Source organism: Nocardioides albidus, from assembly GCF_006335005.1.
GTDB classification, from domain to species: Bacteria; Actinomycetota; Actinomycetes; order Propionibacteriales; family Nocardioidaceae; genus Nocardioides; species Nocardioides albidus.
Genome location: NZ_VDMP01000024.1, coordinates 460,093 through 478,400, shown reverse-complemented (window position 1 = coordinate 478,400; position 18,308 = coordinate 460,093). Strand labels below are relative to the sequence as shown.

Here is an 18,308-nt window from a genome sequence, read left to right as displayed (position 1 = left end):
CGCCGATCAGCCGACTGCTACCAACCTGATGGCCGGGTACAACTAGCCGCCTTCGGCCCGTTGCGGGCATATTGTGCCTGTCTGGCACGTCGTGCCAGCGAGGCGACTGGGGTCGCCACCACGATCGAGAGGAATGCGGACATGAACCGGTACGACGGACGCCGAGCCCTGGTCACCGGAGGCGGGTCGGGCATCGGCCAGGCCACCGTGCTGCGCTTGCTCGCCGAGGGCGGCAGTGTCGTGGCCGCCGACGTCAGCGAGGCGGGCCTCGCCGACACCGTCACCAAGGCGGGCGAGGCAGGGGACCGGTTGACGACCCTGGTCATCGATGTCGCGGACGAGTCCTCGGTCCGAGCCGGCGTCGCGAGCGCGGTGGAGGCCCTCGGCGGTCTCGACGTCGTCGTCAACGCGGCGGGCATCCTGCGCTCGGGACACACTCACGAGACGTCGCTCGAATCCTTCGAGCAGGTGCTCCGGATCAACCTGGTCGGCACCTTCCTCGTCATCCGCGAGGCGATCCCGGCGCTGCGCGAGGGCCACGGCGCCGCCGTGGTGAACTTCAGCTCGACCTCGGCGGTGTTCGCCCACCCCTACATGGCGGCGTACGCCGCGAGCAAGGGCGGGATCCAGTCGATGACCCACGCCCTGGCGTCCGAGTACGCCGGCGACGGCATCCGCTTCACCGCCGTGCAGCCCGGCTCGATCTCCTCCGGCATGACCGACGGCAGCGGGGCCAGCAAGCAGAGCGCCGGTCCCGGCCTCCCCGAGGACGCCGACCTGAACCTGTTCGTGAAGCTCGCGCCCGCGCTCGGCCGCGGCTTCGCCGGCCCGGAGACCGTCGCCGGCGTGGTCGCGATGCTCGCCAGTGAGGACGGCGCGTTCATCACCGGGACCGAGGTCCGCATCGACGGCGGCACCCACTTCTGAGCACCGCGCCCTCGAGCGTCACCGCTCGAGGGCGCGCTCGGTGCCGAGGCTGGCCCGCGCGGCGGCCTCCACGCCCGCCTCGCGTGACCCGGGCGCGGCGTGGCCGGCGTGGGCGGCGCCCTTCCAGGTGCCCCGGATGCCGTGGTCGCGCCGCATCCGACCGAAGTAGTCGACGATCTCGACCTCCCGGGCGCGCAGGGCGAGCTCGGTCGACGTCGGGCCCTCGGCCACGGGGCTGTCGGCCGCGACGGCGGCGGCTCGGGCCGAGGCGCGCGCCGCGGCGAGTCGCTCGCCGATGTGGTCGGCCCAGGCCTCGTAGAACGCCGCCCGGGCGGTGGAGCCGTGCACCGGCTTGAGCTCCCAGCGCCGGCGCCGCGCATTCCAGATCTCCCGCTGGTCGGCCTTGTGGGCGCCCGAGCGCAGGTGCGCGTCGGCGTCGGCGACCATCTGGGTGACGAGGGTGGCGTAGAGCGCCTGCACGACCGCGATGTCGGAGGGGAAGCCGTAAAGCGTGACGCGGGTGTTGCTGGTGTAGATCGCGACGCGGACGTCGTTGGCCCGGGCGATCTCGAGGATCAGGCGCACGTAGCGGGCCAGGGACCGCTTGCCGGTCTCGCCGATCAGCACCGTCTCCCAGGTGGGCTCCTCCCGCCGCTCCTCCGCGCCGGCCGTGGCGCGGGCGACCGCGAGCGCGATCTGGTGACGGCTGGCCAGCGACTGCGCCTTGGTGAAGAACGCCTCGCGCTCGGCGGCGTTGGAGGTGCGCTCGGCCTGGCGCAGCAGCCGTCCGATCCGGAGCAGGGTGCGGTCCTCGCCGTCGACGCCGGTGTCGAGGCCGTGCAGGCGGTAGGCGGTGTGGAGCAGGTCGGCGAGGACGGGCATGCCGATGTCCTCGAGCAGGCGCAGGGAGGTCGTGCGGAACTCCGGCCCGTGCCCGACCGCCCCGGCGAGGTGGTGGGCCACCTCGTGCAGGACCACGGCCGCGCGCAGCGACCAGGCGCCGCCCAGCTCGCGGGGCGGGATGGCGATCACGCCGCGGGCGGGCAGCTCGTCGTACTCGTAGTGGGCGCGGGTGTGGCCGCGGCGCGCCCGCACGACGACCGGCACTCCGGCCAGGTCGAGACCGGTGTGGTCGGCGTACGCGCTGCCGGTGGCGACGAGGTGGGCCAGCACCCGGTCGACGAACTCCTGGACGTGGGCCGGGTCGGTGAACCGGGGCTCGGTCTCCGGCTCGAAGACCTGGACCGCGGAGCCGACCCGGACCCGCAGCGGCTCGCCGGGCGTGCGGGACGCCTCGTCGAGCCAGCCGGCGAACAGGTCCTCCGCGGCGTAGACCTCACGGGTGTCGGGCATGCGCCCAGCCTGTCAGGCGGCCCCGACAGAGCCGATGCCGCCGGTCTGGAGCTCGCCCTGGAGCCGGTCGCGCAGCTCGACGAGGTCGGTGATCGCCTCGACGAAGCGCACCGTGCTGTCGCCCACGCCGTTGTCGTCGAAGTAGTGGTGGCGCATCGCCGCGCGGGCCATCCGGTGCTCGTCGTGCTCGAGGCGGTCGGTCAGCAGCTCGGTGAGGCCGGCCAGGTCGTCGGCGTCGATGACGTCGGCGCAGCGGCTGACCGGCACCTCCTGGCGCAGGCGCTCCGCGTCGTGGTGCCGGTCGGTGATGAGGATCGGCTTGTCGGTCTGCAGGTAGAGCCAGTCCAGTCCGACCGAGGAGACGTCGGTGACCATCGCGTCACAGCCGGGGAAGACGGCCAGGATGTCGCCCTGCCAGATCGCGGCGTGGCCGGCGTCGGGGTCACGCTCGGCGGCGCGCTCGACCAGGTCGAGGATCGCCTGGTGCGCCTCGCGGATCGCCGGCGTCTGGCTGGTCGTGACCTTCGGGTGCGGCTTGTAGACCAGCCGGACGTCCGGAACGGCCAGGACCGAACGGACGATCTCGACGCCGAACACGTCGACGGAGGTGTAGTCGTTGTACTCCGCGTCGCCCTCCCAGGTCGGCGCGTAGAGGACGGTACGACGATCGCTGGCCGGCAGCAGGGGAGCGGGCCGCAGGTCCAGCTGGGGCCGCCCGATCCGCACCAGGCGGGACTCGTCGAGCTCCATCAGAGCGGACCGGTGCCGCTGCACCGCCGCCTCGCCCGCGACGAAGACGCGGTCGTAGGCCTTGGCGTTGTTGGACACCATCGACTGCTTGTCGCTCTCGCCGTGGTTGATGTGCACGTGCAGCATCCGGCCGTCGAGCAGCGAGTTGAAGTTGAGCATCGAGTTGTTGCAGTAGACGACGACCTTGGGGTCGAGCTCGTCGTACGCCGCGGCCAGGTCGGCGAAGCCGGGCGCGAGGAACACCGGCAGCGAGGTGCGCTCCACCACGATCGCGTGCGTCTGCGGATCGCGCGTCAAGATCCCCACCGGATGGGTGCCGTCGAGTCGCTCGAGCACCGGGATCCACTGGAGGAGCTGGTAGACCCGGGTCGGGTCGTCGGCGAAGTACGCGATGACGTGGGGCTTCTGCACTAGCAGATTCTACGGCCCCGAACGGTTCTCCGGCGAACCGGCGAGGGCCCCCGGAAGGTTGCGTTTCGGTAACCTCGCCCGGTGCTCGATCTCCGGCGTCCCTGGCGCCGCCTCCTGAACCGGTCCGTCCACTCCGCCTGGCGCTGGGTCGAGCACATCGGAGACGTCGCGCCCGGCACCGATCTGGCCGACCGGTTCGGCACGTTCGCGCCCGGCGCATGCCTGGCGTTCCCACTCTCCGACGTCGTGAACGCCGCCGCGATCCACGTCGGACGGGACACCCTGATCGGGAAGTACGCCACCCTCGCGGTCGGCTACGGACCGACCCAGGAGGTGCTGCCGGCACGCGGGCTCGTGATCGGCGAGCGGTGCGTCCTCGGCGCGCGGATCTGCATCACCGCGCACGAGTCCATCGAGATCGGCGACGACGTGTGGTTCGGGCAGGACGTCTTCGTCTCCGACGCCAGCCACGGCTACGAGAACCCCGACATCCCGATCGGACGCCAGTTCGGGGCTCACCAGCCGGTCCGCATCGGCTCCGGCTCGTGGATCGGGCACGGCGCGATGATCCTCCCGGGCACGACGATCGGCCGCAACGTGGTCGTCGCGGCCGGCTCCGTGGTGCGCGGCGACGTCCCCGACCATGCGGTCGTGGGCGGGGTCCCGGCCAAGCTGATCCGGCGCCGCGACGCGGCCGGCGGATGGGCCCGGGTCGTGCTCGAGGCGCCTACCCTGACCCCATGAGCCGGATCGAGGACCTCGCTCGCTTCGCCGCCGTCGACGGCGGGTACGACGACCTGTGGGCCTGGTCGGTCCGCGACCTCGACGCCTTCTGGGCGACCGCCGCCGCACACCTCGGCTTCGAGCTGCCTGGTCCGGCGCTCGCCGAGGAGCGGATGCCCGGCGCGGTCTGGTTCCCGCAGGCCCGCGTGAACTACGCCGCCGCCGTCCTCGACGGTCGTCCCGACGACGAGGTCGCCGTGGTCGGCGCGACCGAGGACCCGGCCGCGACCCACGAGCTCACCTGGGGCGAGCTGCGCCGCCGGACCGCGAGCCTGGCGGCCCACCTGCGCGATCTCGGGGTGGGGGAGGGCGACCGGGTCGTCGGCTTCCTGCCCAACACGCCCGACACGATCGTCGCGCTGCTGGCCAGCGCCAGCCTCGGTGCCGTGTGGTCGGTGTGCGGGATGGACTACGCCGCTTCGGCCGCCCGCGCCCGGTTCGAGCAGCTCGACCCGGTCGTGCTGGTCCATGCGACCTCCTACGTCCACGGCGGCAAGGTCCGCGACCGCAGCGACGTCGTCGCCGAGTTGGCGGGTGCGCTGCCGACGCTGCGGGCGACGCTCGACGTCGGCGGCCCGGCGTGGGCGGAGGCCCTCGCGGCCGACGTGCCCTTCGCGCCGGTCTCCGTCCCGTTCGCTCATCCGCTGTGGGTGCTGTTCTCCTCGGGCACCACCGGCAAGCCGAAGGGGATCGTCCACGGGCACGGCGGCGCGCTGCTGGAGCAGGCCAAGGTGGCGGCGTACCACTTCGACCTCGGGCCCGGCGAGCGGCTGTTCTGGTACACCACGCCCTCCTGGATGATGTGGAACTTCGTCGTCGGCGCCCTGCTCACCGGCGCCTCGGTGGTGGCGTACGACGGCAGCCCGGCCCACCCCGCGCCCGACGCCCTGTGGGAGCTCAGCGCGCGGCTCGGCGTGACCGCGAACGGGATGAGTCCCGGCTACGTCGCGGCCTGCCAGAAGGCCGGCGTCGGCCCCCGCGGGCACGACCTCTCCCGCCTGCGCCGGGTCGGGATCTCCGGCTCGACGTTCCCGGCGACCAGCCACGAGGCGCTCCAGGACGAGCTGGGACCCGACGTCCAGATCTGCTCGATCAGCGGCGGCACCGACGTCGTCAGCGCGTTCGTCGGTCCGGCGCCGACCCTGCCGGTCTGGCCGGGCGAGCTGTCCCGGCCCTGTCTGGGAGTGGCGCTCGACGCCTTCGACGAGTCGGGCGCGCCGGTGCGCGGGGAGGTCGGCGAGCTCGTCGTGACCCGGCCGATGCCGTCGATGCCGCTCCACTTCTGGGGCGACGACGACGGCGCGCGCTACCACGACGCGTACTTCGACACCTATCCCGGCGTGTGGCGCCACGGCGACTGGATCACGATCACCGACCACGGCTCGGTGGTCATCCACGGCCGCTCCGACGCCACGCTCAACCGCAACGGCGTGCGGATGGGCAGCGGCGACATCTACGAGCCGGTGGAGGCCCTGCCCGAGGTGCGCGAGGCGCTGGTCATCGGAATGGAGGAGCCCGGCGGCGGCTATTGGATGCCGCTGTTCGTGGTCCTGGCCGAGGGGGTCGAGCTCGACGAGGCTCTCGACGCGCGGATCCGCGAGGCGGTGCGCAGCCATGCCTCGCCGCGGCACGTGCCGGATGTCGTGATCCAGGCGCCGGGCATCCCGCACACGCGCACCGGCAAGAAGCTCGAGGTCCCCGTCAAGAAGGTGCTCGCGGGTCAGGACCTCGGCGGCGCCTACGATCCCGGTAGTGTGGACGATCCCGAGCTGATCGACTGGTACCGAACCGTGGGCAGGAGCCGCAGAACCCGATGACCCCCTGGCTACTGCTGGGACTCGCCATCCTCCTGGTGCTCGCGTGCGGGCTGTTCGTCGCGGCGGAGTTCGCCCTCGTGACCGTCGACCGCAGTCAGGTCGCCCGTGCGGCCGCCGCGGGTGACGCCGGCGCGATCGGTGTCGACCGGGCGCTGCGATCGCTGTCGACCCAGCTGTCCGGCGCCCAGGTCGGCATCACGCTGACCAATCTCGGCATCGGCTTCCTCGCCGAGCCGGCGATCTCCGAGCTCCTGCGCGGGCCGCTCGAGGCGCTGGGCGTCCCGGAGGGCGCGGTCGGGCCGACCGCCGTCGCGAGCGGTCTCGTGCTCGGCACCCTGCTCACCATGCTGATCGGCGAGCTCGTCCCCAAGAACGTCGCGATCGCGCTGCCGATGGCCACGGCCCGGGCGACGCAGCGGCCGATGCGGCTCTTCACGGCGCTGTGCACCGGGCCGATCAAGGTCCTCAACGGCAGCGCCAACGCCATCGTGCGCCGCCTCGGCGTCGAGCCCCAGGAGGAGCTCCGCTCCGCCCGCAGCTCCACGGAGCTCGCCTCGCTCATCCAGCGCTCGGCCGACGTCGGCACCCTCGACGCCGACACGGCCGAGCTCATGGAGCGCTCGGTCGAGTTCGGCACGCGCACCGCCGGCGAGATCATGACGCCCCGGGTGCGCACCCGCACCCTGGAGGAGAACGACCGGGCCAGTGCGGTGATCGCCCTGGCCCGCGAGACGGGGATGTCGAGGTTCCCCGTCCTCGACGAGCACGACGCGGTCGTCGGCACGGTGCACGTGAAGAACGCCGTGGCCCTGCCGCTGCACGAGCGCGACAACGTCAAGGTCAAGCACCTGATGGCCCGCCCGATCGTCGTCCCCGACACGCTGCGGCTCGACCCGCTGCTCGCGCTCCTGCGCGGCGACGGCTTCCAGATGGCCATCGTGCTCGACGAGTACGGCGACCACGCGGGCATCGTGACCCTGGAGGACGTGATCGAGGAGATCGTCGGCGACATCGCCGACGAGCACGACCGGCTCGGCGACCGCGGCCGGCTGCGCCGCGACGGGACCTGGTCGCTGTCGGGGCTGCTGCGGCCCGACGAGGTCGAGGACCTCACCGGCGTCCCGCTGCCCGAGGGCGAGGACTACGACACCGTGGCCGGGCTCGTGCTCAAGGTGCTGGGCCGGATCGCGACCGCCGGCGACGAGGCCGTCGTACCCCTGCCGCCCGGTGACGACGAGGACGCCCCCGAGCGCTCGGCGGTCCTGCGCGTCGATCACATGGACGGCCTGCGTATCGACCGCCTCACGCTGCGCGTGACCGAGTCGGGGGAGGAGTCATGAGCGTCGGCGTCGCGCTGCTCGTGACGGTGCTCCTGCTGCTCGGCAACGCCTTCTTCGTCGGCACGGAGTTCGCGCTGATCTCCGCGCGGCGCAGCCAGATCGAGCCCAAGGCCCAGGCGGGCTCCCGGCTCGCCCGGTCCACACTGCGCGCCATGGAGCGGATGCCGCTCATGATCGCCGGCATCCAGCTCGGCGTGACGGTCTGCTCGCTCGTCCTCGGCGCGATCGCCGAGCCCGCGCTCGCGCACCTGCTGGAGCCGGCGCTCGAGGCGGTCCACGTCCCGCACGAGCTGCTGCACCCCATCGCGTTCACCGTCGCGCTCGGCATCGTGGCCTACTGCCACGTCGTCATCGGCGAGATGGTCCCGAAGAACATCGCGATCGCCGGCCCGGACCGCGCCGCGCTCGTGCTCGGCCCGATCATGCTGGGCGTGGTCGCCGTGCTGCGCCCGCTCATCGTGGTCGTCAACCTGCTCGCCAACGCGATCCTGAGACTCTTCGGCATCGAGCCGCACGAGGAGATCAGCAGCACCTTCACCCGCGAGGAGGTCGCCGCGCTGGTCGAGGAGTCCCATGGTGAGGGACTGCTCGCCGAGGACGAGTACGACCGGCTCTCCGGCGCGCTCGGGTTCACGGAGAAGACCGTCGCCGAGGTGATGATGCGGCCGGAGTCGCTGGCCACCGTCGTCCGCGGCTCCACCGGCGCCGACGTCGAAGCGATCTGCGCAGCCACCGGCTTCAGCCGGTTCCCGGTCGTCGCCGAGGGTGAGGAGCTCGACCTGCTCGGCTACCTCCACATCAAGGACGTCCTCGAGCCCGACGAGGAGCGCCGCCAGCGCCCGGTCGCCGACCGCTGGATCCGGCCCTTCGCCACCGTCACCGAGGACGCTCTGCTGCACGATGCGCTCGAGGTCCTGCAGCGCCGCGGAGCGCACATGGCGCGGGTCGTCGACCCGGCCGGCGCCACGCTCGGCGTCGCCGCCCTCGAGGACGTCATCGAGGAGCTCGTCGGCGAGATCAGGGACGCGGCCCACTCGGAGGAGATGTCGTGACCGTGTGGACCGTGCCCAACCTGCTGAGCTTCCTGCGCCTGCTCGGGGTGCCGGTGTTCCTGTGGCTGGTGCTCGGGCCGGAGGCCGACGTGCTCGCGCTCGTCGTCCTCATGCTCTCGGGCGTCACCGACTTCCTCGACGGCTGGCTGGCGCGTCGGCTCGACCAGATGACCGAGCTCGGCAAGCTGCTCGACCCCGTCGCCGACCGGCTCTACATCCTCGCCGTCGTGGTCGGCCTGGCGATGCGCGACATCATCCCGTGGTGGGTGGCGCTGTGCCTGCCGCTGCGCGACCTGCTGCTGTGGGGCCTGGTGCCGCTGCTGCGCACCCGCGGCTACAGCGCGCTGCCCGTCCACTTCCTCGGCAAGGCCGCCACCTTCAACCTGCTCTACGCCTTCCCGCTGCTCCTGCTCGGTGACGGCGAGGGGACGGTGGCGACCCTCGCGCAGGTCTTCGGCTGGGCGTTCGCGCTGTGGGGGATCGGGCTGTACTGGTGGGCCGGCGTCCTCTACGCCTGGCAGGTCCGACGGCTGCTCGCGACGACCGAGCGACGCAGTCATGCCTGACAGCCTCGACCGGGCGCGGACCCCGCTGCTCGCGCTGATCACCCAGGAGGCGCTCGACCGCGACTACCAGGTCGCCGCGTCCCGCGCCGCGCTGACGGGCGACGCGGGCTCGCGACCGGGCGTCGCCCGCGGCTACCGGGTGGCCGTGGTCGTCGTGGTGGGGCTGTTCGCGATGCTCGTGACGGTCGCCGGGGTGCAGACCTCGCAGAACGCCGACGTCGACGACGCCAGCCGGGCCAGCCTGATCGAGCGGATCGAGACCCGTCGCGCCACCGTGCGCCGGCTCCAGGAGGACCTCGCCGGGCTCCGCGCGGCCAACGCCGCCGCCGAGGAGTCGCTGCGCTCCCTCGGCCGCAGGTACGCCGACGCGCGGGCGCGTCGCACGCAGCTGGGCGCGCTGACGGGCTTCGGTCCGGTGACCGGCTCCGGCGTGCGGGTGACCCTCGACAACCCGTCCTACGCGGGTGCCGACGAGCAGGTGCGCGACTCCGACCTCGCCCTGCTCGTCGACGGGCTGTGGGACGCGGGTGCCGAGGCGATCTCCATCAACGGCCAGCGGCTCAACGCCCGTGGCGGGATCCGCAACGTCGGCGAGGCGGTCGAGGTCAACGGCGTCGGCGTCGCCCCGCCGTTCACGGTGCTGGCGATCGGCGACCGTCGTACCCTCGCCTCGAAGTTCGTCGACACCCAGGCCGGGCTGCGCTTCTTGGCGGTGGCCCGGCAGTACGGCTTCGAGCACAGGATGGACAATGCCGACAAGCTCAAGCTGCCTGCCGCGCCCGGGGCGCTGCGGCAGCTACGGTCGGCGGAGTATGCGCAGGAGAGGCCCCAGGGCCAGGGAGGTGAGGCGCCGTGATCGCGGTGATCGGACTCGTCGTGGGCGTCGTCCTCGGCTTCGTCTTCCAGCCCGACGTCCCGCGCTCGGTCGAGCCCTACCTCCCGATCGCCGTCGTGGCCGCGCTCGACGCCGTGTTCGGCGCGCTGCGCGCCTACCTCGACGGCATCTTCGACGACAAGGTCTTCGTGGTCTCGTTCCTGAGCAACGTCGTCATCGCCGCCGGCATCGTCTACCTCGGCGACCGGCTCGGCGTCGGCGGCCAGCTCTCGACGGGTGTGATCGTGGTGCTCGGGATCCGGATCTTCACCAACGTCGCGGCCATCCGGAGACACATCTTCCATGCCTGACCCGTCCCAGCCCGAGTCCAAGCCCCAGCCCGAGCCCGCGTCGGAGCACGCGTCGGAGCACGCGTCGGAGGGGGTCGAGCAGAGTCCCGTCGACCGGCTCAAGGTGGCGCTGCTGCGCCCCTCGCGCAAGCAGCTGGTCGCGGCCGCCCTCCTCGCGCTGCTCGGCTTCGGCGCCGTCACCCAGGTGCGTACGGCCGGCACGGACGACACCTACGCCGGTCTGCGCGAGCAGGAGCTGATCGACCTGCTCAACGGCCTGGCCGGCACCCGGCAGCGCACCGAGACCGAGATCGACCGGCTCGAGGAGGTCGCGGGCGGCCTGCGCGACGACTCCACGAAGCGGCAGACGGCGCTCGACCAGGCCGACGAGGAGGTCGACGCCCTCAACATCCTGGCCGGCCTGGTCCCGGTGACCGGGCCCGGGCTGCGGGTCACGATCAAGGAGGAGGACGGCCGCGTGCGGCTGGGCTCCCTGCTCGACTCGATCCAGGAGCTGCGCACGGTGGGCGCCGAGGCGATCGAGATCAACGGCGCCGTGCGGGTGGTGGCGCAGACCTCGATCGCCGAGACGGACGGCGGCTTCGAGGTCGACGGGGAGCGGATCGAGGCGCCGTACGTCATCGTCGCGATCGGCGAGCCGACCGTGCTCGCGGACGCGATGACCTTCCCCCTCGGACCCGAGAAGCAGCTCGAGGAGGACGGCGCCCGCGTGGCGGTCCAGCAGCTGCGCACGGTCGACATCGAATCGGTCGTGCGACGCGACCGGCCGAGGTATGCCGTCCCCGACCAGGGGCAGTAGCCTTCGGGCCATGACGAACCCCGCGGACCTGAAGTACACCGTCGAGCACGAGTGGCTGCGGCAGCCCGGCGACGCCGAAGGCTCCGTGCGCGTCGGGATCACCGACTACGCCCAGGACGCGCTGGGCGACATCGTCTACGTCTCCCTGCCGGAGGTCGGCGCCTCGGTGACGGCCGGCGACTCGTGCGGCGAGCTGGAGTCCACCAAGTCGGTCAGCGACGTCTACGCGCCCGTCACGGGCGAGGTCGTCGCGGTCAACGACGCCCTCGACAGCACGCCCGAGCTGGTCAACAACGACCCGTACGGCGCCGGCTGGCTCTTCGAGGTCGTGCCCGCCGACGCCCAGGCCCTCGACGGCCTGCTCGACGCCGCCGCATATGAGGCCCAGCTCGACAACTGATCCGGTAGGTTCGACGTAGACCCACCGTGAGGAGCCACTGATGCCGTTCTGCACCGCCTGTGGTCGGCAGAACCCCGATGACGCCCGCTTCTGCTCGCAGTGCGGGACCCGCCTGGTCGCGCCCGAGCCGGCGCCCGCCCCGATGACCGACGCCACCGCCACCATCCAGTTCGGCGGCGGCGATCGGGTCGAGACCTCCGACCGCGCGCTGAGCCCGGTCGACGCCGCCGCCGTCGACGCGCTGCCCGTGGGCCACGCGCTGCTCGTGGTCCAGAAGGGCCCGGGCTCGGGCAGCCGCTTCCTGCTCGACGCCGACGAGGTGACCGCGGGGCGCCACCCCGAGAGCGGCATCTTCCTCGACGACGTGACGGTCTCGCGCCGCCACGCGGTGTTCCGCCGCGACGGCGACACCTTCACCGTCGAGGACGCCGGCAGCCTCAACGGCACCTACGTCAACCGGGACCGGATCGAGAAGGTCCAGCTCAAGGACAGCGACGAGGTCCAGGTCGGCAAGTACCGCCTGGTCTTCTTCGCCGGGCACGAAAGCGCCTGATGACTGCTGCCGTCGCCCGGGGGGAGCGGGAGCCGCGGCTCAACATCGGCCAGGTGCTCGACCGGCTGCGCGCCGACTTCGAGGACATCAGCATCCCCAAGATCCGCTTCCTCGAGGCCGAGGGCCTGGTCAAGCCGGAGCGCACCCCGTCCGGCTACCGCAAGTTCTCCGAGGGCGACATCGAGCGGCTGCGCTACATCCTGCGGATGCAGCGCGACCACTACCTCCCGCTGAAGGTGATCGGCGAGCACCTCGACGCCATCGACCGCGGGCTGACCCCGCCCGAGCCCGAGCCGGTCGTCCCGACCGTGCCGATCGTCGCGCTGGGCGCGGACGGGCTGCCGGCGCCCGAGTCGTTCCGTCGTACCGACCGGCTGCGGCTCTCGCGCAAGGAGCTGGTCAAGGTGGCCGAGATCGACGAGGACCTGCTCGCCCAGCTCGAGTCCTTCGCGCTGATCACCGCCTCGCCGACCGGCCACTACGACACCGACGCCCTGGTCATCGCCCGGACCGCGCGCGAGCTGGCCGACTACGGCATCGAGCCGCGCCACCTCCGCGCCTACCGCACCGCGGCGGATCGCGAGGTCGGGCTCATCCAGCAGGTCGTCACCCCGCGCAAGGGCCGCGACGCCGGGGCGAGCGCCCGCGCCGAGGAGGCGGTCAGCGAGATCGCCGCCCTGTCGGTGCGCCTGCACGCCACCTTGGTGAAGGCCGGACTGCGACGCGTCTGAGCCGCGGCCACCACCCATCGGCCGAGCAGTAGTCTGGATGCATGCGCGAGGTCGACGTGATGGGTGTGCGGGTGGAGATGCCCTCGAACCAGCCGATCGTGCTCCTGCGGGAGGTGTCCGGCGAGCGCTACCTCCCGATCTGGATCGGCGCCGTCGAGGCCACGGCCATCGCCTTCGCCCAGCAGGGCGTCGTCCCGCCGCGTCCCCTGACCCACGACCTGCTGCGCGACGTGCTCACCGCGACCGGCAACGAGCTCAGCGAGGTCCGGATCACCGACGTGCGCGACGGCGTCTTCTACGCCACCTTGGTCTTCGCCTCGGGCGTGGAGGTCAGCGCGCGTCCCTCCGACTCGATCGCCCTCGCCCTGCGGACCGGTACGACGATCTACTGCTCCGAGGACGTGCTCGCCGAGGCCGGGCTGGCCGCGCCCGCCGAGGAGGAGGACGAGGTGGAGGCGTTCCGGGAGTTCCTCGACCACGTGTCCCCGGAGGACTTCGGCGCCGAGGGCTGAGCCCGCTCCGCCCGGCCGCGGGATCGGCTTCTGGCTCAGCCTCAGGCTCAGGTTGAGAGTTTTGGCCGACACGCCCGCCCATGTCTTTGACCGGCCCGACACCGCGGCCGTACCGTGAGGGAGTCGAACCACAGCAGTGCAATCCGCATCAGTGCCCCGACCTGGAGGATCCGTGAACGAGCAGCAGCCCGAGAAGGTCGGTCAGGACGTGACCGCGGCGACTGCTGCCGCGCAGGAGCAGGGCCTGCTGTTCACCGACGACGTCTCCCCGCTGCCGAGCGACCTCGGCTACCGCGGCCCGACGGCCTGCAACGCCGCCGGCATCACCTACCGCCAGCTCGACTACTGGGCCCGCACCGGCCTGATCGAGCCGAGCGTGCGCGGCGCCAAGGGCTCGGGCTCCCAGCGGCTCTACAGCTTCCGCGACATCCTGGTGCTCCGCATCATCAAGCGGCTCCTCGACGCCGGCATCTCCCTGCCCCAGATCCGCACCGCGGTCGGCCACCTGCGTGAGCGCGGCACCGACGACCTGACCCAGGTCACGCTCATGAGCGACGGCGCCTCGGTCTACGAGTGCACCAGCAACGACGAGGTCATCGACCTCCTCCAGGGCGGCCAGGGCGTGTTCGGCATCGCGATCGGCGGCGTGTGGCGCGAGATCGAGGGCACCCTCGCCCAACTCCCCAGCGAGCACGCCAACGACTCCGAGGGCGACGCCCCGGTCGCCGGCGACGAGCTCGCCGCGCGTCGCGCCGCCCGCAACGTGGGCTAGGCTGTCGCTGCTGTTTGATGCTGCACGGGAGAGTCAGGCCCCGTGTCTGCGCCGAAGGGGCAATCCCTCCCCGGAACCTCTCAGGCGCCAGGACCGTGCAGAGCAGGCAACTCTGAAGGCGCAGTGAGGCGCTGACAGAGGGGGAGGGTTCGATTCATCTCATCGACCCGACCCGAGGAAACTCTCTGCTCATGAGCGCATCCCACGACTCCGCCCCCTTCGTCCGGCGTCACATCGGTCCCGACGACGACCAGGTCGAGACCATGCTCGCCCGCCTGGGCCACCCCTCGCTCGAAGCGCTGATGGACGCTGCCGTCCCCAAGACCATCCGCGCCACGGAGCCGCTGCGCCTGCCCGACGCCGTCGGTGAGGAGGCCGCCGCCGCCGAGCTCCGGGCATTGGCCGCCACGAACGTCCCCGGCGAGTCGATGATCGGTCTCGGCTACCACGCCACGGTCACGCCAGCCGTCATCCGGCGCAACGTGCTCGAGGACCCGAGCTGGTACACCGCGTACACGCCCTACCAGCCGGAGATCTCGCAGGGCCGCCTCGAGGCGCTCATCAACTTCCAGACCATGGTCGCGGACCTGGCCGGGCTCCACACGGCCGGCTCGTCCCTGCTCGACGAGGGCACTGCCGCGGCCGAGGCCGTCGCGCTGGCCTACCGCGCCAACCGGAAGGCGGCGGGTCCGTTCGTCATCGACGCCGACGCGCTGCCCCAGACCATCGACGTCGTCAGCACCCGCTGCGAGGGCCTCGGCATCGAGCTCCTGGTCGCCGACCTCGCCGACGGCCTGCCCGAGGGACCGGTGTCCGGCGTGCTCGTGCAGTACCCCGGCGCCTCCGGCCGGGTCGCCGACATCAAGCCCGTCATCGACGCGGTCCACGAGCACGGCGGCCTGGCCGTGGTCGCCGCCGACCTGCTCGCCCTCACCCTCCTCGAGGCGCCCGGCGCCCTCGGTGCCGACGTGGTCGTCGGGTCGGCCCAGCGCTTCGGCGTCCCGCTCTTCTACGGCGGCCCGCACGCCGGCTTCATCGCCGTGCGCGAGGGCCTCGAGCGCCAGCTGCCCGGCCGCCTCGTCGGCGTCTCCGTCGACGCCGAGGGGCGCCCGGCGTACCGTCTCGCCCTGCAGACCCGTGAGCAGCACATCCGCCGCGACAAGGCGACGTCCAACATCTGCACCGCCCAGGTGCTCCTGGCGGTCACGGCCGGCATGTACGCCGTCTACCACGGCCCCGACGGGCTGCGCGCGATCGCGAGCGGGATCCACGGCCTGGCTCGGCGCGCCGCCGCGTCGCTCGCCGCCGCCGGCATCGAGGTCGTCAACGAGACCTTCTTCGACACCCTCAACGTGCGCGTGCCCGGTCGCGCCGCCGAGGTCGTCGCCGCCGCTCGTGCGGCGTCCCTCCACCTGCGGGGGGTCGACGCCGACACCGTCGGCATCTCCTTCGGCGAGACGGCCGGCGAGGACACGCTCGCGGCCGTCCTGGCCGCCTTCGGCGTCACCTCCGTGTCGGCCGAGGGCGAGGCCGGGCTGCCCGCCGAGCTCGAGCGCACCACCGAGTTCCTCACCCACCCGGTCTTCAACACCCACCACAACGAGACCTCGATGCTGCGCTACCTCGCGCGCCTCTCGAACCGCGACTACGCGCTCGACCGCGGCATGATCCCGCTCGGCTCGTGCACGATGAAGCTCAACGCGACCACCGAGATGGAGCCGATCTCGCTCGCGGGCTTCGCGAACCTGCACCCCTTCGTGCCGGCCGCGGACGCCGAGGGCTACCGCGAGCTTATCGAGCAGCTCGAGGGCTGGCTGGCCGAGGTGACCGGCTACGACCGCGTCTCCATCCAGCCCAACGCCGGCGCGCAGGGGGAGTACGCCGGCATGCTGGCGATCCGCAACTACCACCGGGCCAACGGCCAGGGCCAGCGCGACGTCTGCCTGATCCCGTCCTCGGCGCACGGCACCAACCCCGCCTCGGCGGTCATGGCCGGGATGAAGGTCGTGGTGGTCAAGGCCAACGACGACGGCACGGTCGACCTCGACGACCTGCGCGCCAAGTGCGAGCAGCACGCCGAGACCCTCGCCGCGATCATGGTGACCTACCCCTCGACGCACGGCGTCTACGAAGAGACCATCACCGAGCTGTGCGACCTGGTCCACGAGCACGGCGGCCAGGTCTACATCGACGGCGCCAACTTCAACGCGCTGCTCGGCTACGCCGCGCCCGGCCGGTTCGGGGGCGACGTCTCCCACCTCAACCTGCACAAGACCTTCTGCATCCCGCACGGCGGCGGCGGCCCGGGCGTCGGACCGGTGGCGGTGCGCGCCCACCTGGCGCCCTACCTGCCCACCCACCCGCTCCACCCCGACGCCGAGCGTCGCGAGGGCACCGGCGCGATCAGCGCGGCGCCGTTCGGGTCGGCCGGCATCCTGCCGATCTCGTGGGCCTACATCCGGATGATGGGCGGCGCGGGCCTCACGCGGGCCACCGCCGTCGCGGTGCTCTCGGCCAACTACGTCGCAGCCCGCCTCGGCGAGCACTTCCCGGTGCTCTACCGCGGCGACTCCGGGCTGGTCGCCCACGAGTGCATCCTCGACCTGCGCCAGATCACCGCCGAGACCGGTGTCTCGGTCGACGACGTCGCCAAGCGGCTCATCGACTACGGCTTCCACGCCCCGACGATGTCCTTCCCGGGCGCCGGAACGCTGATGGTCGAGCCGACCGAGTCCGAGGACCTGGCCGAGCTGGACCGCTTCTGCGAGGCGATGATCGCGATCAAGGGCGAGATCGACCAGGTCGCCGCCGGCGAGTGGGAGATCGAGGCGTCGCCCCTGCGGAACGCACCCCACACTGCCCGCGCGCTGGTCGGCGACTGGGAGCGGACCTACTCCCGCGAGGTCGGCGTCTTCCCGGCCGGCATCTCGCCCGACAAGTACTGGCCGCCGGTCGCCCGCATCGACCAGGCCTACGGCGACCGCAATCTGGTGTGCGCCTGCCCGCCGATGGACGCCTACGCCGAGTGAGTCGCGCCCGCTCGTGACGACGTACGACGACGCGCTGGCGTCACTGCAGGCCGCGGGTCGGCTGCCGTCGGTCTCGGCGGCGGTCGCCCGCGGCGGCGCGCCGGTGTGGCAGGGCTGCGTGAGCGTGCTGCCCGACGCGGCGGTGACCGACGCGTCGGCGTACCGGATCGGGTCGATCACCAAGACGCTGACCGCCGTCCTCGTCCTGCAGTTGCGGGACGAGGGGCGGCTGCGCCTCGACGACCCGATCGGGCGGGTCGTGCCCGAGACCGGCTATGCCGCGGCGACGGTGCGCGAGCTGCTCGCCCACACCGCCGGGCTGCAGAGCGAGCCCGCCGGCCCGTGGTGGGAGCGGGTCGACGGCGGCACCTTCGACGAGCTGACGACCGGCAACGACGGCACCGGACGGGTCGCTGCGGCGGGGGAGTTCTACCACTACTCCAATCTCGGCTTCGCGCTCCTCGGCGAGGCCGTCGCGCGCCTGAGCGGCGCGTCGTGGTGGGAGGTCGTCCAGGAGCGCCTGCTCGGCCCGCTCGGCATGGGCGCGACGTCGTACCACCCGCCGGTCGACCATGCGCCCGGCCGCAGCGTGGACCACTTCGCCCACACGCTCAGCGCCGAGCCGCACTCCGACACCGGCGCCATGGCGCCGGCCGGTCAGCTGTGGAGCACCGTCGGCGACCTGCTCCGGTGGGCCGACTTCCTCGCGACCGGCCACCCCGACGTGCTGTCCGCGGCGACCCTCGCCGAGATGGCCGAGCCGGTCCCCCCGGCCCCGGCCTACGGACTCGGGCTGCGCCTGCTGCGGGTCGGCGACCGCGCGCTCGTCGGGCACACCGGCTCCATGCCGGGCTTCCAGGCGTCGTTGTTCGTCGACCGTGGGACCCGGGACGCGGTCGTCGCCCTCGCCGACGCGACGACCGGGCTCGGTCCGGACCGCGTGCCGGGCCGCCTCCTGGCGGCCCCCGACGACCCCCCGGCGGCGGCGCCGGCCCCGTGGCGCCCGTCGCCGCGCCCGGTCCCGGCCGCTGTCGCCGAGGTGCTCGGCGTGTGGTTCTGGGGCAACACCGCCTTCGGCTTCGAGTGGGTGGGCGGCGTGCTGCAGGCACACGACCTGCGCACCGGCGGGCTCGAGGAGCGGTTCCTCCCCGAGGGCGACGGCTTCCTCGGCATCGAGGGCTACCACCGTGGCGAGCGACTGCACCTGCGACGGCGCGCCGACGGCAGCGTGGGGCATCTTGAGTGCGCGACGTTCGTCTGGACGCGCACGCCCTACGACCCTCGGGCGCCGATTCCCGGGGGTCCTGCGGACCCGGCCTGACGGAGGG

Annotated in this window: 18 protein-coding genes and 1 riboswitch; of the genes, 16 read left to right on the top strand and 2 right to left on the bottom strand. The window is 72.7% G+C overall.

Annotation, left to right across the window (positions count from 1 at the left end; translation table 11 throughout):
* The first annotated feature begins 141 nt into the window (after positions 1-141).
* Positions 142-927, top strand: coding sequence for an SDR family NAD(P)-dependent oxidoreductase (locus tag FHP29_RS13210; RefSeq protein ID WP_139623297.1), 786 nt, complete (start codon positions 142-144; stop codon positions 925-927).
* Between the two features lie 18 nt (positions 928-945).
* Here the strand turns inward: FHP29_RS13210 and FHP29_RS13205 are convergent, their stop codons facing one another.
* Both FHP29_RS13205 and FHP29_RS13200 read right to left on the bottom strand, forming a co-directional pair.
* Positions 946-2,280 (bottom strand): DUF7168 domain-containing protein, encoded by a 1,335-nt coding sequence (locus tag FHP29_RS13205; protein ID WP_139623296.1) that lies wholly within the window; start codon positions 2,278-2,280, stop codon positions 946-948.
* Between the two features lie 12 nt (positions 2,281-2,292).
* Positions 2,293-3,441, bottom strand: a complete 1,149-nt coding sequence (locus tag FHP29_RS13200; RefSeq protein WP_139623295.1) for a CDP-glycerol glycerophosphotransferase family protein — start codon at positions 3,439-3,441, stop codon at positions 2,293-2,295.
* 81 nt (positions 3,442-3,522) lie between these two features.
* Between FHP29_RS13200 and FHP29_RS23130 the strand changes: the two genes are divergently transcribed.
* The 15 genes from FHP29_RS23130 (at position 3,523) to FHP29_RS13125 (ending at position 18,301) form a co-directional block, all read left to right on the top strand.
* Positions 3,523-4,185, top strand: a complete 663-nt coding sequence (locus tag FHP29_RS23130; RefSeq protein ID WP_139623294.1) for an acyltransferase — start codon at positions 3,523-3,525, stop codon at positions 4,183-4,185.
* Positions 4,182-6,041, top strand: a complete 1,860-nt coding sequence (locus FHP29_RS13190; RefSeq protein WP_240044483.1) for an acetoacetate--CoA ligase — start codon at positions 4,182-4,184, stop codon at positions 6,039-6,041. Before FHP29_RS23130 ends, FHP29_RS13190 begins: the two co-directional genes overlap by 4 nt.
* Positions 6,038-7,381 carry a hemolysin family protein gene (locus tag FHP29_RS13185; protein WP_139623292.1) on the top strand — a complete coding sequence of 448 codons (1,344 nt, stop codon included), beginning with the start codon at positions 6,038-6,040 and terminating at the stop codon, positions 7,379-7,381. Before FHP29_RS13190 ends, FHP29_RS13185 begins: the two co-directional genes overlap by 4 nt.
* Positions 7,378-8,433, top strand: coding sequence for a hemolysin family protein (locus FHP29_RS13180; RefSeq protein ID WP_139623291.1), 1,056 nt, complete (start codon positions 7,378-7,380; stop codon positions 8,431-8,433). Before FHP29_RS13185 ends, FHP29_RS13180 begins: the two co-directional genes overlap by 4 nt.
* Entirely contained in the window at positions 8,430-8,999 is a 570-nt protein-coding gene (gene clsA / locus FHP29_RS13175) for a cardiolipin synthase ClsA (protein ID WP_139623290.1), read from the top strand. The genes FHP29_RS13180 and clsA overlap by 4 nt, the downstream gene beginning before the upstream one ends.
* On the top strand, positions 8,992-9,855 hold the full coding sequence (locus FHP29_RS13170) for a DUF881 domain-containing protein (RefSeq protein WP_139623289.1): 864 nt from the start codon (positions 8,992-8,994) through the stop codon (positions 9,853-9,855). The genes clsA and FHP29_RS13170 overlap by 8 nt, the downstream gene beginning before the upstream one ends.
* The gene (locus FHP29_RS13165) at positions 9,852-10,184 is read left to right on the top strand and encodes a small basic family protein (protein WP_139623288.1); all 333 of its coding nucleotides are present in this window, start codon (positions 9,852-9,854) and stop codon (positions 10,182-10,184) included. Before FHP29_RS13170 ends, FHP29_RS13165 begins: the two co-directional genes overlap by 4 nt.
* Positions 10,177-10,983 (top strand): DUF881 domain-containing protein, encoded by an 807-nt coding sequence (locus FHP29_RS13160; RefSeq protein WP_139623287.1) that lies wholly within the window; start codon positions 10,177-10,179, stop codon positions 10,981-10,983. Before FHP29_RS13165 ends, FHP29_RS13160 begins: the two co-directional genes overlap by 8 nt.
* A gap of 10 nt (positions 10,984-10,993) precedes the next feature.
* Positions 10,994-11,383, top strand: coding sequence for a glycine cleavage system protein GcvH (gcvH, locus tag FHP29_RS13155; RefSeq protein ID WP_139623286.1), 390 nt, complete (start codon positions 10,994-10,996; stop codon positions 11,381-11,383).
* Positions 11,384-11,423: 40 nt separating this feature from the next.
* Positions 11,424-11,936, top strand: coding sequence for an FHA domain-containing protein (locus FHP29_RS13150; RefSeq protein ID WP_139623285.1), 513 nt, complete (start codon positions 11,424-11,426; stop codon positions 11,934-11,936).
* Positions 11,936-12,667, top strand: coding sequence for a transcriptional regulator FtsR (gene ftsR / locus FHP29_RS13145; protein ID WP_139623284.1), 732 nt, complete (start codon positions 11,936-11,938; stop codon positions 12,665-12,667). Before FHP29_RS13150 ends, ftsR begins: the two co-directional genes overlap by 1 nt.
* Positions 12,668-12,708: 41 nt before the next feature.
* Positions 12,709-13,179 carry a bifunctional nuclease family protein gene (locus FHP29_RS13140; RefSeq protein ID WP_139623283.1) on the top strand — a complete coding sequence of 157 codons (471 nt, stop codon included), beginning with the start codon at positions 12,709-12,711 and terminating at the stop codon, positions 13,177-13,179.
* 172 nt (positions 13,180-13,351) lie between these two features.
* Positions 13,352-13,951 (top strand): MerR family transcriptional regulator, encoded by a 600-nt coding sequence (locus FHP29_RS13135; RefSeq protein ID WP_139623282.1) that lies wholly within the window; start codon positions 13,352-13,354, stop codon positions 13,949-13,951.
* 15 nt (positions 13,952-13,966) lie between these two features.
* A riboswitch (glycine riboswitch) is annotated at positions 13,967-14,057 on the top strand.
* Positions 14,058-14,142: 85 nt separating this feature from the next.
* Positions 14,143-16,980: an aminomethyl-transferring glycine dehydrogenase gene (gene gcvP, locus FHP29_RS13130; RefSeq protein WP_139623281.1), complete on the top strand. Its 2,838-nt coding sequence runs from the start codon at positions 14,143-14,145 to the stop codon at positions 16,978-16,980.
* Between the two features lie 13 nt (positions 16,981-16,993).
* A complete protein-coding gene (locus FHP29_RS13125; protein ID WP_158296561.1) occupies positions 16,994-18,301 on the top strand; it encodes a serine hydrolase domain-containing protein in 1,308 nt (435 codons plus the stop codon).
* Positions 18,302-18,308 lie beyond the last annotated feature (7 nt).

Coding starts and splice junctions, on each gene's coding strand:
- FHP29_RS13210 (WP_139623297.1), top strand. CDS start 142: ATGAACCGGTACGACGGACGCCGAGCCCTGGTCACCGGAGGCGGGTCG.
- FHP29_RS13205 (WP_139623296.1), bottom strand. CDS start 2,280: ATGCCCGACACCCGTGAGGTCTACGCCGCGGAGGACCTGTTCGCCGGC.
- FHP29_RS13190 (WP_240044483.1), top strand. CDS start 4,182: ATGAGCCGGATCGAGGACCTCGCTCGCTTCGCCGCCGTCGACGGCGGG.
- FHP29_RS13185 (WP_139623292.1), top strand. CDS start 6,038: ATGACCCCCTGGCTACTGCTGGGACTCGCCATCCTCCTGGTGCTCGCG.
- FHP29_RS13180 (WP_139623291.1), top strand. CDS start 7,378: ATGAGCGTCGGCGTCGCGCTGCTCGTGACGGTGCTCCTGCTGCTCGGC.
- FHP29_RS13170 (WP_139623289.1), top strand. CDS start 8,992: ATGCCTGACAGCCTCGACCGGGCGCGGACCCCGCTGCTCGCGCTGATC.
- FHP29_RS13160 (WP_139623287.1), top strand. CDS start 10,177: ATGCCTGACCCGTCCCAGCCCGAGTCCAAGCCCCAGCCCGAGCCCGCG.
- gcvH (WP_139623286.1), top strand. CDS start 10,994: ATGACGAACCCCGCGGACCTGAAGTACACCGTCGAGCACGAGTGGCTG.
- FHP29_RS13150 (WP_139623285.1), top strand. CDS start 11,424: ATGCCGTTCTGCACCGCCTGTGGTCGGCAGAACCCCGATGACGCCCGC.
- ftsR (WP_139623284.1), top strand. CDS start 11,936: ATGACTGCTGCCGTCGCCCGGGGGGAGCGGGAGCCGCGGCTCAACATC.
- FHP29_RS13140 (WP_139623283.1), top strand. CDS start 12,709: ATGCGCGAGGTCGACGTGATGGGTGTGCGGGTGGAGATGCCCTCGAAC.
- gcvP (WP_139623281.1), top strand. CDS start 14,143: ATGAGCGCATCCCACGACTCCGCCCCCTTCGTCCGGCGTCACATCGGT.